Below are 16,379 nucleotides of genomic sequence, written 5' to 3'. Positions count from 1 at the left end.
TTCCAGTACCCGATAGGAATCGGATTCTCCCATTGAGATGCAAAAAGGATCAGATGCGTTCTCCGCATAATCTCAGGCGGCCGTTGCCATCCTTCCGCTAATGCGGGGTAATCGGTGTATCCGGAAGCTTTCTACAGATGGCTCGATGATCAACGAAGTATATACGCAGCGCGATCCTGACGAATCACTTCGTTCTACTCGACGCTGCGTAATGCCTGAATGACCCTGCCGTGTTCGTGAAGGATGTTCGGACTCTCCTGCAGGAGCGTAAGGTAGCGCTGCCGAAAGTCGTTGCCGGGTGCTTCCGAATCGAAGAGCGCGGCAACGGCCTGTGCTCCCGCAATCCGGTCCTCCGCAGTTGCTTTCTCATCCTCGAGGAGTTCATCGATGCTTGCGATGGCCGTCGACAGCGGCGCGATCCAGCGAAAGTCTGCTCCACTGATCAACTGCTGCAGAAACGCTGCCGGCGTGACCGGACCAACAGCCTTTTCATATGCTGCGCGTTCGTGATCGAGAATCGACTTGTGTAACGTCAGTAAAGGCTTGCGAACGTTCTTAAGAAATTGAATGGCGCTTTGTTCGTTGAAGGCTTCCATTTACGCTCCATATGCCGGGAAGAAGGGCAGATTTCTCCGAAGGTACTCACGAGCAAGCCGTGAGCACCTTCGGTCAAAAGGATAGCTCCTGGAGGCGAGAGAGCCTTAAAGCGGGAACTGCTTCAGCCAGGCGCGGAAGTCGGGGCCAAGCTTGTCGTTCTTGAGGGCGAACTCGACTGTGGCCTTCAGGAAGCCGAGCTTGTCTCCCGCATCATGGCGCTTGCCTTCGTAAGTGAAGCCATAGACCTTCTCGTACTGGAGCAGTGCCTTGATGCCGTCGGTGAGCTGAAGTTCGCCGCCAGCGCCAGGGGTGATCTTTTCCAGCATCTCGAAGATGCGCGGCGTGAGGATGTAGCGGCCGATGATCGCGTTTTGCGAAGGTGCTTCTTCCGGCTTGGGTTTCTCAACCATGTCGCTCACTGCGAGCAGACGAGGGTTCTTCGCGTCAGGCGTGACCGCGAGGCAGCCATAGTTCTGAATAGCTGCGCCCTCGACGACCTCGGAGCCCAGAATGGACGATCCCGTGGCCTCGAACGCCTCGACCATCTGCTTCATGCACGGCACCTTGGCATCGACGATATCGTCGGGCAGCAGAACGGCGAAGGGCTCGTTGCCGACGATCTCCTTGGCCTGAAGGACAGCGTGGCCAAGACCCAGCGGCTCCGACTGGCGCGTGTAGGTGATCTTCGCGAGCTTTGACACGGAGCGCGCAATCTCAAGCAGCGCGGTCTTGTTCTTGGCAGCGAGCGTCGCCTCCAGCTCGAAGGATTTATCGAAGTGATCTTCCATCGTCGTCTTGCCACGGCCGGTGACGATGATGATCTCGGTGCAGCCGGCAGCAACCGCCTCTTCGACGCCGTACTGGATCAGAGGCTTATCAACGAGGCAAAGCATCTCCTTTGGAGTGGCTTTGGTTGCGGGAAGAAAACGGGTGCCGAGGCCTGCTGCGGGAAAGACTGCTTTACGAATCTTCTGTTGCGTCATGAGGAGAGAACGATTCCTGTCGTTGTTAAAATTAATTATTCATACCAGAGTACGAGACAGATGAGCGTGTTTGGATGAATCACAAACAACACCTATGACGCTTTGGTGTTAGAAATCTTTCGATGGTTGCCTGTTAACCTGTGGAAGACCGCGAGTTTCTCCCACAAGGTTAGACGCGGAATTTCCTCACCTCCACAGACGCTATACCCTAAAGCACCGGCGAGTCGTCATGCAGCATGGCCTTGCGGATTACCTTGATGGGAGCGAATCCCTGGCGCATGAAGTTATCGTGAAAAGTTTCAAGGCTGAAGGCCGATCCCTGTTTCTTTTTGAGGTCTTCGCGCAGCTTCATAATCTCCAGCTTGCCCAGCGTGTAATAGAGGTAGGTTGCGTCAGCCGTTCCGCGCTTGGTCTCGACCAGGCCGACGGAGCGGGACTGATAGCCCTCCTTCACGAAGAAGTCGACAGACTGGTCGATCGTCCACTGGCCACTGGGTTCGCTCAGGGCGGTGTGCAGCTTGATGGAGTTGACGAAGCGGGCATCGCGCAGGAGCGCATCCTGCAGCTGACCCAGGCGAATCAGCCTGGCCTCACGCGCCTGCTCTGGAGTACAGTTCGCCGGCGCTGCCGCGTAGCCCTCATCCAGCATCATCTGCTCGGTGTAATGGGCCCAGCCCTCGATGTTTGAATTCGCGCCGATGAGCTTGCGGATCTTCGACGGAAACTGGTTCTGCCAGAGAAACTGAACATAGTGGCCGGGATAGGCCTCGTGCACGCTGGTCGAGATGATCGTGCCGGTGTTGAAGCTGGCCATGTGCTCCGCAACGTGCGCGGTGGTCCAGTCCTTTTCCGGCAGGGTGACATTGAAGTAAGCCTTGGTGGAGCGCGTCTCGAAGGGGCCGGGAGGGTCCATCGAGGCGAAGGTTGTAGCACGCATAAAGGGCGGCGTCTCTTCAAGCGTAGGCTGCACATCGCTGGGGATGGTGATGATGTGATGCGTGCGGATAAAGGCAATCAGCGTATCGAAGGTGCTGTGAAAAGAATCGAGCAGCTTGTCGGGTGCGGGATGAATCGTCGCCAGCTCGGCCAAGACCTGCTGGGGTGTCTTCGTCGGATCCACTTCCTTCGCGACGCGTGCGAACTCAGCCTGGTTGCGGTGCAGATCGTCGAAGGCGACCTGAAGCAGGCGATCGAGCGGGACATCCACCATCTCGTCGTAGGCGAGCTTCTTCGCAAAGATGTCGGCGCCCAGCCGGTAGTCGCCGTTGGACCGCGGCAGCAGGTCGGTCTTCATCCACGTGCCATAGTCTTTCAGCGCCTGAATGACGGCAGCATTGGTGCGGGCAAAGTCCGCCTTCGCCTTGGGGTCGTCGGCCTCGGCAAAGGCCTTGGGCACATCGCTCTCAAAGAAGCTGACGAGGCCGCCGATCTGTTCCAGCGCGATTTCGGTGAAGATGCGCGGGGGATTCTTCAGGTTCTTCCGCGCCTCCATGAAGACCTGTGGGATCTGCTTCTCTCGTTCCACGGTGGCGCGCAGCCGGGTGTTCGGCGGAGCAAAGGGTCTCTCAATCAGGACGAAGATCGCGTTGGTTATCCCGCTGGAGTAGTTGTCAGGATTCTTCTCCCAGTTGCGGATGACCTCGAGCGAGAGCAGCTGTGAGCGAATGCTGTTGAGAAGAATCTCGCGATCGGCAGCCACGGAGGCATCCAGCGCCGCCGGAGGAATATCTTCAATTTTCTTTTCGTAGACATGAAGCGCGGCGATCTGCTTTTGAATCGTCTCTGCTGAGTAGTTCTCCAGCTGGGTATCGTATTCGTGCAATCCCGCCTGAGTCCCATTGGTGGGAGAGAAGTGGAAGAGAACGTCGGAGAAATACTGCTCCGAGACGAAGCCGAAGGTCTGGGCTGCGCCGTCGGCAGCGAGCCTCTGGGCGGAAGCAATGGGTGACAGCATAGCGAGTCCAAGAAGGGCGGTAAGGATCTGGCGGTTCGGCATTTGGGTTCTGCAAGCAGTGTAAGCCAACTGCCTTCTCGTTCCCCTACTTTGTCTCTGGCAACGCGTATTCGAAATCGTAGGTGTGTTTGCCGTCAGGCGCGATGTTGATATTCATCTTTCCCGTAAGCCCAGTGAGTTGACCCGTCCCCGAATCCGGCACGACAAGGATGGAGAGCGAAGGCACGCCGCGGTTCATCGTGGCACTGTGCTGCAGGGCGAAGGTTCCAGCGCGGCCGGCCAGCGTCCCGCTGACGATCTCGATGGCGACGTATCCGGCAGAGCCCTTCACTGCCGTCGAAGTCGAGAGCATCTGGCCGCGGCTCACTGCCTCCAGATCACCATGGAACTGCTTGTCGATCGTCATACGGCCGAGCGCAGCATCGGTCTTGTCGTCCTGGGGAGACAGCTTCACATCGAAAGGGCCGGTTGCGCGAGACATGGAGAACTCATTTCTGGCCAGCGATGACGCCGACGCGGCTTGGGAGTGCAGTGGAAAGGACAGCGAGACGCAGAGACAGGTGGCCATAGCGGGAACAGGATGGAAGACCATGCGGACTCCAGCACCGGGACAGGATTTTTTATCTTCGGTTCAGCGAATGCATTCCGCCAGCCTGACCGAAGGGTATCAGAGGTTCGACGCCATATCGACTCATTACGGAGCTAATGGCGGCAACATCAGGTTCGCTGTCGCGATAGTACTCCGCAATCTCGCGATAGTACTCCGGGCCCATAACGCCCGGCGTCTGTACGCACAGGACTCTCCCCATTTCGCCGTGCACATTGGCAAAGAAATGGGGCGTTCCACGAGGGATGAAGAGACTCTCTCCGGGATGCAGCAGAATAATCTCGCCGTTGAGTGTCCAGGTTGTGATGCCATTCATCCCCAGCACCCATTCATCGTAGTTGCGGTGCGTATGCGGAACGACAACGCTTTCCGCCGAAGGAATCGTGAGCTCGAACGCGTCCAGTGCATCGGCCGTCTCGTGTCGAGTGATGTAAAACGTGACGTTCATTCCGCCCACGCGGATGGATTCATGCATGCAGGGGACCTCCCCCGGGTTTCGGGCGATCATACTGCGGCTGACATGGAATTTGGAGCATGAAATTCACATCTTTACTTTTTTCGTCACGGAATTTTCCACAGCGTACCGACTGGTGTTGTGGAATCAACGATTTCAAACGACAGCGGTCCGAGTGGTATCCAGCGATTCGAGCAGGGTCATGGTCTCTATGAGCACATCTTCCGCCTTCGCGCTGGTCAGAGGCCACCGAAGAATGCCCTGCGGGGTGAACTGCGCGCCACGCTTCGTGTTGCGGCTGACCAGCTTCATCAGCACGCCGGGATCGATCGCCTTGCTCGATTCATTGCTCTCGCGCTCGGCAAATTTCACATGCAGCATCTCCACGAAGGTCTTCACCTTGTTCAGCTCAAGCTGAGTTCGCTTGCGGTCGATCTGCGCGATGCCGAGCAGTTGCGCGTGTAGTCGAATCTCGCCCGCTGACAGGAGATTTTCAACCGACTCCGGCAGTGGCCCGTAACGATCCACCAGCTCGGCGCGAACATCTGTGAGCGCTGCATAATCCTCCGCCCCGGCGATGCGCTTATACATGCGCAGCCTCTGATTTTCCTCGGGGATGTAGTCCGCGTCGATGCGTACGGAGATGCCAAGATTGACGGCGGTCGTGTCGTGGGCGGGCCTGTCATCCTCACCTTTGATCTTGCGCACCGCCTCTTCGAGCATCGAGGTATACATCTCGAACCCGATCGCTTCGATGTGTCCGCTCTGCTCGCCGCCGAGCATGTTTCCCGCGCCACGCAGCTCAAGGTCGAGCGCGGCGATCTTGAAGCCGGCACCAAGGTCCGAAAACTCCTTGAGCGCGGCGAGGCGGCGGCGCGCGATCTCGGTGAGCTCCGTCTCAGGCGGGATCAGAAGATAAGCGTAGGCGCGGCGATTGGAGCGGCCAACGCGGCCGCGAAGCTGATAGAGCTCGCTCAGGCCGTGGCGATCGGCGCGATTGATGATGATGGTGTTTGCCAGCGGGATATCGAGGCCGTTCTCAATGATCGAAGTTGCCACCAGCACATCGTATTCGTGGTTCATGAAGGCGAGCATCACCCGTTCAAGCTCCGCCTCAGGAAGCTGTCCGTGGCCGATGACGATCCGCGCCTGTGGAACCAGCTCTCGAATCTTTGCGGCAATGTCGTAGATGGATTCGACACGATTGTGCACAAAGTAGATCTGCCCTCCGCGTTCGAGCTCCATCTCGACCGCGGTGCGGACCAGCTTCTCATCGAACTTGGCGACGATGGTCTGAATCGCCATGCGGTCCTTCGGCGGAGTTTCGATGACGCTCATGTCGCGCAGCCCGATAAGCGACATATGCAGCGTGCGTGGAATTGGTGTCGCCGACATGGAGAGCACGTCGATGGCAGCCCGCATCTGCTTCAGCCGTTCTTTATGGCGCACGCCGAAGCGCTGCTCCTCATCGACGACAAGCAGGCCAAGATCCTGAAACTTCAGGTCCTTCGAGAGAAGGCGATGAGTACCGATAAGGATGTCGACCTTTCCGTCGGCGACACGCTCAAGGATCTCTTTCTGCTCCTTCGGCGTGCGAAACCGCGAGATCATCTCGACATTCACGGGGAAGTTCGCGAAGCGCCGCTTGAAGGATTCGAAGTGCTGAAAGCTGAGAACCGTCGTCGGCGTGAGGACGGCGACCTGTTTGCTATCCTGCACCGCCTTGAACGCCGCACGCATGGCGACTTCAGTTTTGCCGTAGCCCACGTCTCCGCAGAGCAGGCGGTCCATCGGCTGCGTCGATTCCATATCGGCTTTGATATCGACGATCGCGTTGAGCTGGTCGTCCGTCTCGTTGAAGTCGAAGGCGTCTTCGAACTCGCGCTGCATATTGGTGTCGGGAGAAAAGGGCGTGCCCTGTGCGGCCTCGCGCTGCGCGTACAGCTTCAGCAGCTCGGCCGTCATATCGGCCATCGCCTTCTTTACGCGCGCCTTGGTCTTCTGCCAGCCCTGCGATCCAAGTCGATTCAGCTGCGGCGCAGGGCCTGTATCGGTGGAGCGATACTTCTGAATCAGATCCAGCCGCGTCAGCGGAACGTACAGCTTCGCCTCTTCGGCGAACTCGAGAATCATCAGCTCGAGCGGAGGCGCGTCGTTCTCTTCGATGACACGCAGGCCCATATACCGGGCGATGCCGTGCTCTACGTGAACAACATAATCGCCGATGCGGAGATCGCGGAAGTCAGATACGAAAGCCGCAGCCTTCGAGCGGCCGCGCCGCGCAGGACGAGCCGTGACGTCGGCTTCGTCCGAGAGATCCTGTGCACCGAACAGAATGACCTGTCTCGCGGTCGTCCGGTCCAGATCAAGAATCTGCACTCCTGTCGCGATCGGCGTCTTCACGATAACCGGAGTGCGAAGATCACCCGCCAGATAGCTCGATTCGGAGTAAACGGTAGAGGACCCCGCCTGATCCGCTCGAGAGCCGAGACGGTAGGGAACCTGGTACTCCTGCAGCAGGCCGGCCAGCCGCTCGACCTCTCCCTGGTTAGCGGCAGCGAGCAGGATTCGTGCCTCCTGGCGCATGAGAGTGTTGAGCGCTTCGATCAGCGCAGGGATAGATCCATGGAAGCGTTGCGTGGGCCGCGTGGCGAACTCGATCTCCGACAGCTCGTTGCGCTCCGCGTCGAGAACATCGACCGCACCCAGCTGGTCGAGATCGCATCCCGTCGTTCGGCGCACGCGATCCTCAAGCTCCCAAGGAGACAGGTAGATATCTTCCGGCCGCACCAGCGAGCCGATGCCCGAGCGGTCGTGTCTCTGCTCGACCTTGTTCCACCAGCGCTCGCCCTGGTTCTTCACCATCGCGGGCTCTTCCACAAAGACGCGGGTCGAGGAGCCCAGCAGGTCGAGAAGGGAATGCTTGGCCCCCGCCACCGGAGCGAAGAACTCCCACCCGGGAAAAATGGTGGCTTCGCCGGTGCGCGTAGCGATGTGCGTCTGCAGCTCGACAGGCTCTTCGCCGCCCTCAAGAGCAGCCCCTGCCGCGCCGGCGCGGGTCAGGCGAGCGTTGATCGCCGATAGCAGCTTCTCGGTGACCGGCGTCTCCGTAAGTGGAAGAAGAAGAACCTCATCCAGCGAAGAGCTGGATCGCTGCGTCTCCGGATCGAAGCGGCGAATGGATTCGATCTCGTCCCCGAAGAAGTCGATGCGAACAGGGCGATCCTGTTCCGCCGGATAGACATCGATGATGCCGCCGCGGATCGTGACCTGGCCCGGCATCTCCACCACATCGACGCGGGTATAGCCCACCGAGAGCAGATGTTCCACCAGCATCTCGGGCAGATGTTCTTCGCCCGTCCGAAGTTGCAGTGCAAGCGCGGCGTAGTAATCGCGATCGAACAGGCGCATGCAGGCCGATTCGATGGGAGCGATCACCAGGCGCGGTGTCCGGTCCCCGGCACAGATCTTCCACAACGCAGAGGCGCGTGTCTCTTGGATCTCGGAGTGCGGCGAAAGATTTTCAAAAGGTAGAACATCATGCGCGGCCAGCCGCAGCACCTGCGAAGGGTCAAGCGCTCCGCTCAGCTCGCACGCAGCCAACACTCCGGCATGCATCGCCTCCGCCGCCTTGTTGTCGGAGACGACCACCAGCGCCGGAGCCTGAGAAGCGCGAACAAAATAGGGGAGATAGAGGGAGCGGGCGGTTGCGGTAAGCCCGGAGACACGACGACGCCCCGATCCGCCGCTTAGATGGCGACGCACGCGCTCAAAGGCATCGGAGTGTTCCAGGTCCGCAAGAAGCTCGCGGACGAATGGCAGGACCATGCTGTTTCTGATTTTAGAAGAATCGCCTCTGCGGTGCATTTTGATGTCTTTACACGCCAGATGTGCTTAGAAAAGCGTATGATCCCACCCACCGCGATCTAATTTGCGGCGCTGCCCGATGGTTCGGGTTGAGCGGTCGGACAGCATGTCTCATTCGGAGGGTATCCAGATGAGCGTGTGGACCAAAGGGATCATGGTGGCCCTGATCTGCGTACTTCCTCTGCTGGAGGGATGCACGCGGCACTCAAAGAGCGAACACTATTACCTGGTTACCGTAAACGTCGATCTTCCTTACTGGAAGACTGCCGGGGAGGGGTTCCAGAAGGCGGCGACCGAGTACGGCGTCTCAGCCGAGATGCGCGGACCGGGGAGATTCGATCCCCAGGCGGAAGTCCAGGAGTTCCGTACTGTTGTGGCGCGAAAGCCCGCTGGCATTCTCGTCTCGGTGACAAATTCGGAGCTGCTTGGCCCGGAGATCGATGCGGCAATCTCTGCCGGAATTCCGGTCATCACGATGGACTCCGACGCTCCCTCGAGCAAACGGCTTTACTTCATTGGAACCAACAACCTTGAGGCGGGAAGACTCGGCGGACAGCGCGTCGCCGCGCAACTGGAGGGCAAGGGCAACGTAGTCTTCTTCACCATGCCTGGTCAGCCCAACCTTGAAGAGAGGCTAAAGGGCTATAAGGACGCCTTTTCGAGCTATCCGGGCCTCAACGTCGTTGAGGTCTTCGATATGAAGGGCGACTCAGGGATTGCGATGGACAAGGCAACCGAATATCTCGCACGCAAAGGTAAGGATAGGATCGACGCGCTTGTTTGCCTGCAATCTTCCGCCGGCAAAGATGTTGGCGAGGCGCTGCGACGCGCGAAGGCGAATGGCGAGCCCGGCCGCCTGCTGGTCGCAATGGACTCCGATGTTGCGACTTTGCAATTGATCCGAGAGGGAATCGTCGATTCGACGATCTCGCAGAAGCCTTACACGATGGCCCTGATTGGGTTGAAGGCGCTGGACCAGATCCATCACAATCCAATCCCTTCGATGGGAACCGACCACGGCCTTGATCCGTTTTCTCCTGTCCCAGCTTTTGTCGACACCGGCGTTGCCCTTGTGGATAAGAGCAACGTTGAAGCGATCCTGACGCGCAAAGAAGCGGCTGGTTCAAAGTAGGCCCATCGCGGCTAAGACTCAGGAAGTACCCTCGCGCGCTCCCTTCCACAGGTCCAGATCGCCTTCTTTCGCGTGCTTGTCGATCTCCGCCAGCTCGGCTTCGGTGAAGCTGAGATTTTTTACCGCGTCCAGCGAGTCGTTGAGCTGATCCATATTACGCGCCCCAATCAGCGCCGAGGTAACGCGCGAATCCCGCAGCACCCAGGCAATCGCCATCTGGGCCAGCGTCTGGTTGCGGCTGTGGGCGATCTCGTTCAGCGCCCGAACATGCTGAAGGTTCTCTTCGCTGAGGAAGCCCTTCTTGAGCGAGCCCTCCTGGCTGGCTCGTGAGTTCTCCGGGACGCCCTTGAGATACTTGCTGGTCAGAAGACCCTGCGCGAGCGGCGAAAAGGCGATACAGCCGGCGCCGATGGTTTCTAGCGCGCTCAGAAGCTCCTTCTCGATCCAGCGATTCAGCATGGAGTAGGACGGCTGGTGGATGAGGAGCGGAACCCCTTCGCTGCGCAGAATATCCGCTGCCTCCAACGTCCGCTCTGGGCTATAGGAAGAGATGCCAACATAAAGCGCCTTGCCCTGCCGGACGATCTGGGCCAGCGCGCCCATCGTCTCCTCAAGCGGCGTATCCACGTCGGGCCGGTGAGAGTAGAAGATGTCCACGTAATCCAGCCCCATGCGCCGAAGGCTGTCGTCGAGCGAGGCGATCAGGTATTTGCGCGAGCCGCCGATGCCATAGGGTCCGGGCCACATGTCCCAGCCTGCCTTGCTGGAGACGATCAGCTCGTTCCGATAAGGGCGGAGATCCTTACGGAGGATCTGGCCGAAGTTTTCCTCGGCCGAGCCATACGGAGGACCGTAGTTGTTGGCAAGATCGAAGTGGGTCACGCCGCGATCGAAGGCGCGCAGTACCATGGCGCGGCCAGTCTCGAAGACGTCGGCGCCACCGAAGTTCTGCCAGAGACCGAGTGAAATCGGGGGAAGAACGATCCCCGACCGTCCACAGCGGCGGAACTGCGCCTGCTCATATCGTTTCGAATCTGCCACGTAACTCATTCACCCGTCTCCTTATAAGGTTCAGCGATTGAAACCCACCAGGCCGAATCCGCCTCGCGGAACATTTTGATAGCTTACTGCTTCGACCTGCTGTATCTGTTACAGATATGCGTTTTACTGTTGTTCTGTTTGTTTTTGCCTTGGTGATGCTTCCGGTTTCCAGTATGGGTCAGGATACCGGCGGTAGTTCAGCGACCCCTCAAAAAGAAGTCCCCCACAATCTTCAGAATGCGGATCAATCGTCGTCCGCGAAGCGCGACTATCCGGCAGAGTCCGTGATCGTGGAACAGCTGAAGACCGTCTATCGGTACAGTATTCAGGGCACTGCCTCTCGCGAAATCAGCAACATCACTTTGATCCAGAGTGACGGTGCTGCAAGGCAATACGGTGTGGTGACGATTCCATTTGCTGGAAACAATCAACGCGCAGAAGTTGACTATGTACGCGTAAGAAAACCGAATGGAACGCTGGTTGAAACACCTGCGACAGACGTTCAGGAGATGCCGCAGGAGGTTACACGACAGGCGCCTTTCTACAGCGATCTGAAGGAAAAACAGATTCCTGTTCGCAACCTGCAGGCCGGCGACCGCCTGGAGTACAAAATCCGGATTGTGGATACAAAGGCAGAGATTCCCGGGCAGTTCTGGGGTCAGGAATCCTTTGGCAGCTGGGCGGTCATCCTGGACCAGAGCATTGAGCTGCACGTTCCCAAAACCAGCTACGTCAAAGTGTGGAGCCCGGATCGTTCACCAACCAAAACCGATACCGCCGATGAGCTGGTCTATCGCTGGACCGGATCTCAACTGGAGCCCACGGTGGGAAAAGATGGCAAGGCTATCCAGAAAGAGGTTGATCTGAAAGGCGAGTTGCCCACGATCGCATGGACCACCTTTAAAAGTTGGGACGACGTGGGGAACTGGTATCAAGGACTTGAAGCCGATCGTGTGGTTCCCGATGCGACTGTAAAAGCGAAGGCCGCGGAGTTGACGGCCGGAAAGTCTACCGATTCGGAAAAAGCGAAGGCGCTTTATAACTTTGTAGCAACCCAGATTCGCTACATCGGCGTTGCGTTTGGCGTGGGGCGTTATCAGCCGCATTCGGCAAGCGAAGTATTGCAAAACCAGTATGGGGACTGTAAAGACAAACACACGCTCCTTGCAGCGATGCTTACCGCAGAAGGTCTTCATCCCAAAGCCGCGCTCATCGGTGCCGGAATCCGAATGAATGAAGAGATTCCCTCTCCAGCTTCGTTCAATCACATGATCACTTTTGTGCCCATCGATGGAGCGCCTGTATGGCTCGACTCGACTTCAGAGTTGGCGCCTTATCGAATGCTGGTTTCATTTATTCGAGACAAACAGGCCCTCGTGGTTCCTGTGACAGGTCCGGCAAAGATCGAAAAGACTCCGATCGAACTTCCCTTTAAGCCATTTTCATCCTTTGTCGCGGCAGGCACCTTGACCAGGGAAGGGACGGTGAAGGCAAAGATTGAGCTCACAGAACGTGGCGATGATGAACTCCTGATGCGTACATTGTTGCGCCAGATTCCTCGCGGGCAGTGGAATGAGCTGATGCAGCGTCTTTCCCAGGGATTTGGGTTTGGCGGCGTCACAAGCGATCCCGATGCGACTCGTCCGGAATTAACCAACGATCCGGTGAAACTGGACTACAACTACGAGCGCGAGAAGACTGGAGATTGGGAAAATCATCGAATTCTCCCGTTGTTTCCAATCGTCTTCCTGCCGGCTATCGACGATAAAAATCCGCCTCAGAAGCAGCCAATCCAGCTTGGCGAGCCCAGGGTTGAAACCTCGCTATCTACCATTGAACTACCGAAGGGTTGGGGTGCGGAGCTTCCATCAGCGGTCCACCAGAAGACCGCCTTCGCCATCTTCGATAAGACCTACAGGATCGACCACGAGAAACTCATAACGGAAAGAAGAGTGGAGATTCTGCAACGGCAGGTTCCTACCCCCGAGTGGAAGGCTTACAAGAAATGGCTGGATACGACGTTGACCGATGGGGAGTCGTTTATACAGCTGATTCCCACAGCGGAAGACAAGTCATCTGGAACGGAAGGAACTCGGGATGCGGCACAGCTCGTTCGGCAGGCCTATGAACAGGTGGAGCGCGGTGAGATCAACGGTGCTGAGACCACGCTGAACAAAGCCAAAGAGATCAATGAGAAGCAACAAAGCCTCTGGAGCACTTACGGATTTCTCAACTTCCAGCGGCACGACTGGAACGCTGCCGTGGCGGCTTACAAAAAGGAGATTGCTCTTTATCCGGATACATTATGGGTTTATGGCGCCATGTCCCAGGCGCAGATGAACAGTGGGCATTTCGACGATGCCGTAGAAACGTTGCGAACGCTGAATGAACAGAAGGGAGCAACGGATGATGATCGAAAACGTTTTGCAGCCCTGCTTAAGTTCCGAGAGAAATATGAAGAAGCCCTTCCCATACTTCAGTCGCTCCTCTCTAAGTCCCCCGATGATGAGGGGCTTGCCATCGAACTCGGCAGCGCGCAACTGAAAGCCGGGCACACGGCCGACGGAGAGAAGACTTTAGTCTCTGTACTGACCAAAACATCGGATCCCTATGTACTGAACAGTGGCGCCGATGAGCTGGCGAACGCGGGGATTCAGCTCGACCTGGCGGAAAAAAGCGTGCAGAAGGCCGTCGAGACTCTCACGACCGAATCAAAAGAATGGAAGCTGGACACTCCAGAAGAAGAAGCAGGAAAGATACGTAGAAAGCAGGCACTTCTCGTCGCAGCGTGGGATACATTGGGCTGGACCTTTTACCAGCAGGGACGACTTCAGGAGTCGGAGAGCTATCTGCAAGCCTCCTGGAAAAACACCCAGGACGCTGAGGTTGGACTTCATCTGGGGGCCCTCGCGGAAAAGCAGGGGCAAAGCCAGGAAGCGCTCCATCTCTATAACCTCGCATTTTCAACGACACGCGATGCATTACCGGTCGGGAATCCTCTCAAAGGTCCTGATCCCGTGAGTGCCAAGATCCGAAAGCGGATGGACGCTTTGAAGAAAAAGGGAATCTCTGCGGGAGACACGAATATGCAGAGTGAGCTCACAAAACAGCGGACGATTCGTGTTGGCACCAAGACAGGTGGAAATCTCCTGTCGGAATATTCCTTTGTGATTGCAAATGGAAAGATCGTGCTGACTAGCAAATCGCCTTCCGACCATCCAATCGCTAGCGAAGATGCCATGCTCAAGCGTGCTGACTTCGAAAGGTGGATTCCGCAAGGATCCGACGCACACTTGCTGCGCAAGGGCACATTAAACTGTCACAGCGGAATCTGCGAGTTGGTCCTCTATCCAATGTAGGCGTATAAGACTCGTCCGATTTCGCTACACTGAAAGGCAATGGCAACCATCAAGGCAGTACGCGGAACCAGAGACCTCCTCCCCCCGGACACCACTCTTTGGAATTACGTAGAGGCCACGGCGCGATCGGTCTTCGCGCGGTACGGATTTGGTGAGATTCGCACGCCCGTCTTTGAAGTGACGGAGCTGTTTAGCCGCAGCGTGGGCGAAGAGACCGATATCGTCTCGAAAGAGATGTACACATGGGAAGATCGCGGCCGCGGCGATAGCGACAAGGGCCAAAGCCTGACCCTGCGCCCTGAGAATACCGCTGGAGTGGTCCGCGCCTACATCGAGCACGGCATGGCCGACAGCGGGATGCTCGAGAAGCTCTTCTACATCGGACCGCAGTTCCGACGCGAGCGTCCGCAGCGCGGAAGATACCGGCAGTTCTGGCAGATCGGCGCTGAAGTTCTCGGTCCCCCCTGGTCAGGGTCGGATTCGGCCCTGCGCGACGCCGAGGTGCTGGAGATGCTCGCGACCCTGCTGGATGAGCTGGGCGTAAAGGGCTGGCGTCTGGCGTTGAACTCCGTGGGCTCCGCCGAAGATCGAAAGCGGTACAGCGTGGCCTTGCGCGACGCTCTGGCCCCGGTGAAGCACCTGATGTGCGAGGACAATCAACGGCGTGCGGAGACCAATCCGCTGCGGGTCCTTGACTCCAAGGATGCCAACGACCAGAACATCATCGAAGGACTGCCAAAGATCGCGGACTTTCTCGACGAGGATTCTCGCGCGCACTTCGAGCAGGTAAAGACAGCTCTCGACACCTGTGGGGTCCCTTACGATCTCGACCCCAGGCTGGTACGCGGGCTCGACTACTACACACGCACCACCTTCGAGTTCACAGTTCCCGACGGCAGCGGCCTCGGCACTCAGAATGCTCTGCTCGGCGGCGGACGTTACGACGGCCTCAGCGAGATGCTGGGCGGCCCCAGAGCCCCGGGAATCGGTTTCGCCATCGGCGAGGACCGGCTGATCCTCACCCTGCAGGCGCAGGCCGAGGAACAGCAGGCGACGAAGCTCGACGCCTTTATCGCTCCCATGGGAGTGGCGCAGAATCCCGCGGCTCTGAAGCTGGCACGCGAGCTACGCCAGGCCGGGCTCACGATCGAAGTAGGCGATGGCAACTTCCGTCTCAAAAAGTCCTTCGAAGCGGCCGACAAACTGGCTCGTAAGATGGTGATCGTAGGCGAGGACGAAGTGAACTCGGGCCTGTTTACCGTCAAGAACTTCGCAGCAGGCGAACAGGATAAGGTCTCCCGCGAAGGTCTGGTTTCGGCGCTGAAATCCTGATCCTGACCGCATAAGGAGGCGTGATGGTGCGCAGAGATTTTTTCAGGATCGCCGCGGCAGCAGGTTTCGGCACCGCGGCACAGAACCCCGGCATGGCGCAGACGACTGCGCCAGCCACTCCGCCCACGATCGAACACGCCACCTCTGGCCAGCCATCCAAGGGCAAGGTCTTCGCGTTGATCACACCGCACCTCGACGACGGCCCCATCTTCGCCGGGGGCACCATCGCCAAGCTGCTCAACGAGGGCTACACCGGCTACTTCATCCGCGTCAGCAACGACGAGAAGGACTCCTACAACCTGACCCTGGGTGAGACCGTGCTGGCCAACGAACAGGACGCGGCGCACTTCGTCGAGGTCGCCGGCCTCAAAAAGCGCTACGACCTGCACTACCGCAACCACGGCCTCGACGACATCTCGCGCATGGAGATTCGCGTCCGCCTCATCTTCCTCTTCCGCCTTCTGAAGGTCGATACCGTCCTCAGCTACGATCCCTGGGGCCACTACGAAGAGAATCCCGACCACTACGTCACCGCGCAGGCCGTCGAGGCAGCCTGCTGGATGTCGGCCGACCACCTCGACTTTCCGGAGCAATTCGACGCCGGCCTGAAGGTCCACGCGGTCAGCGAGAAGTATTACTTCGCCCGCGGCCCTCAGATGGTCAACCGCGTCGTCGACATCGGCCCCACACTGAAGCAGAAGATCGCCTACATCCGCTCCTGCAGGACGATGATCACCAACATGGTCCGCAGCACCAACGACTCGCTCGCCGCGAAGGGAATGCGCATCCCTGCCTTCTCCAGCGGGCAGGACGCAGCGAAAGACGTCTACATCGAAGCCGCATTTATCGAACGGGACAAGCAGGTAGGAGCTAAATACGGGCTCGACTACGCAGAGGAGTTCCACTACATCGGCCCCGACCACTCCCTGGACGACTACATCCGCGCTCATGCCGAGCGCATTTAGCGGGTCAGTTTGCATTGCTTGGAAGCTAAGCCCGTTTTACGGACGAATGGCGGTAGAGAAGGCCAACAGCGCCGCCCTCCGGCGTATC

11 protein-coding genes are annotated in these 16,379 nt (G+C 58.2%); 4 read left to right on the top strand and 7 right to left on the bottom strand.

What is annotated here, in order from left to right; translation table 11 throughout:
* Positions 1-194 precede the first annotated feature (194 nt).
* The 6 genes from AC5S26_RS02020 to mfd all read right to left on the bottom strand — a co-directional run bounded on the left by AC5S26_RS02020 (position 195) and on the right by mfd (position 8,423).
* Complete coding sequence (locus AC5S26_RS02020) at positions 195-596, bottom strand: hypothetical protein (protein ID WP_494183178.1); 402 nt, start codon at positions 594-596, stop codon at positions 195-197.
* A gap of 105 nt (positions 597-701) precedes the next feature.
* Positions 702-1,580: a UTP--glucose-1-phosphate uridylyltransferase GalU gene (gene galU / locus AC5S26_RS02015; RefSeq protein WP_494183177.1), complete on the bottom strand. Its 879-nt coding sequence runs from the start codon at positions 1,578-1,580 to the stop codon at positions 702-704.
* 208 nt (positions 1,581-1,788) lie between these two features.
* Positions 1,789-3,576, bottom strand: coding sequence for a DUF885 domain-containing protein (locus AC5S26_RS02010; protein WP_494183176.1), 1,788 nt, complete (start codon positions 3,574-3,576; stop codon positions 1,789-1,791).
* 43 nt (positions 3,577-3,619) lie between these two features.
* A complete protein-coding gene (locus AC5S26_RS02005) occupies positions 3,620-4,015 on the bottom strand; it encodes a DUF3224 domain-containing protein (protein WP_494183175.1) in 396 nt (131 codons plus the stop codon).
* 139 nt (positions 4,016-4,154) lie between these two features.
* On the bottom strand, positions 4,155-4,616 hold the full coding sequence (locus AC5S26_RS02000; RefSeq protein WP_494183174.1) for a cupin domain-containing protein: 462 nt from the start codon (positions 4,614-4,616) through the stop codon (positions 4,155-4,157).
* A gap of 135 nt (positions 4,617-4,751) precedes the next feature.
* Entirely contained in the window at positions 4,752-8,423 is a 3,672-nt protein-coding gene (mfd, locus tag AC5S26_RS01995; RefSeq protein WP_494183173.1) for a transcription-repair coupling factor, read from the bottom strand.
* Positions 8,424-8,592: 169 nt separating this feature from the next.
* On the opposite strand from mfd, the gene AC5S26_RS01990 reads away from it, so the two are divergent.
* Positions 8,593-9,594, top strand: coding sequence for a substrate-binding domain-containing protein (locus AC5S26_RS01990; RefSeq protein WP_494183172.1), 1,002 nt, complete (start codon positions 8,593-8,595; stop codon positions 9,592-9,594).
* A gap of 18 nt (positions 9,595-9,612) precedes the next feature.
* On the opposite strand, the gene mgrA is transcribed toward AC5S26_RS01990, so the two are convergent.
* On the bottom strand, positions 9,613-10,644 hold the full coding sequence (mgrA, locus tag AC5S26_RS01985; protein WP_494183171.1) for an L-glyceraldehyde 3-phosphate reductase: 1,032 nt from the start codon (positions 10,642-10,644) through the stop codon (positions 9,613-9,615).
* Positions 10,645-10,751: 107 nt separating this feature from the next.
* Here mgrA and AC5S26_RS01980 point away from each other — a divergent pair, with 107 nt between their 5' ends.
* The 3 genes from AC5S26_RS01980 to AC5S26_RS01970 are packed head-to-tail and all read left to right on the top strand — an operon-like array spanning position 10,752 to position 16,291.
* Complete coding sequence (locus AC5S26_RS01980) at positions 10,752-13,994, top strand: DUF3857 domain-containing protein (RefSeq protein ID WP_494183170.1); 3,243 nt, start codon at positions 10,752-10,754, stop codon at positions 13,992-13,994.
* 39 nt (positions 13,995-14,033) lie between these two features.
* Positions 14,034-15,326, top strand: coding sequence for a histidine--tRNA ligase (hisS, locus tag AC5S26_RS01975; protein ID WP_494183169.1), 1,293 nt, complete (start codon positions 14,034-14,036; stop codon positions 15,324-15,326).
* A 23-nt stretch (positions 15,327-15,349) separates the two neighbouring features.
* Entirely contained in the window at positions 15,350-16,291 is a 942-nt protein-coding gene (locus AC5S26_RS01970; protein WP_494183168.1) for a PIG-L deacetylase family protein, read from the top strand.
* The last annotated feature ends 88 nt before the right edge of the window (positions 16,292-16,379 follow it).

The sequence above is a fragment of the Edaphobacter sp. FHG110511_03 genome (assembly GCF_059115365.1).
The sequence above is the reverse complement of the archived record's forward strand: the minus strand, read 5'-3'. Positions and strand labels throughout refer to the sequence as shown.